Raw genomic sequence first — 437 nt, forward strand, 5'->3', positions numbered from 1 at the left:
CGAAACGTTGAGCCATATGGTCGATGCGTTCGTGCGCGACTACCTCGTCGAACGTATCGACGACATGCTCGAACATCGTATTCTCACCGGCTACTATCCGCGCCTCACGCTCGCACCGGGTCAGCGTTATGCATCGAAGGGCGGGTACATCGTGCGATTCGCAGAGCCGGACAGACTGCGCGTGGTCGCGGACAGCGACTGGATCGTGCCGTAGCACAAGGCGGTAAATGCGCGCTAATCGAAGTGGCTCACTCAACTGCTCGCAGGCAGCAAGCGCCGGTATTTATCGAGCACACGCGGCACATACGAACGCGTTTCGGGAAACGACGGAATCCTGTAGCCCGCGCGTATCACCGCATTCTCGCCGGCGTTGTACGCGGCGAGCGCCAGTTCCATATCGTCCTTGAAGAGATCGAGCAAAAAGCGCAGATAGCGGG

1 protein-coding gene and 1 pseudogene are annotated in these 437 nt (G+C 59.3%); one reads left to right on the forward strand and one right to left on the reverse strand.

Features of this window, described 5'->3' with window-relative positions:
- A pseudogene (locus SB771_RS33510) lies at positions 1-214 on the forward strand (cytochrome C); the annotation flags it as partial.
- 38 nt (positions 215-252) lie between these two features.
- Here the strand turns inward: SB771_RS33510 and SB771_RS33515 are convergent.
- Positions 253-437, reverse strand: a 185-nt coding sequence (locus SB771_RS33515; RefSeq protein ID WP_410721854.1) for a lytic transglycosylase domain-containing protein, incomplete at its 5' end; no start/stop codon positions are given.

It is taken from the genome of Burkholderia sp. SIMBA_051, from assembly GCF_046534915.1.
GTDB lineage: Bacteria > Pseudomonadota > Gammaproteobacteria > Burkholderiales > Burkholderiaceae > Burkholderia > Burkholderia ambifaria.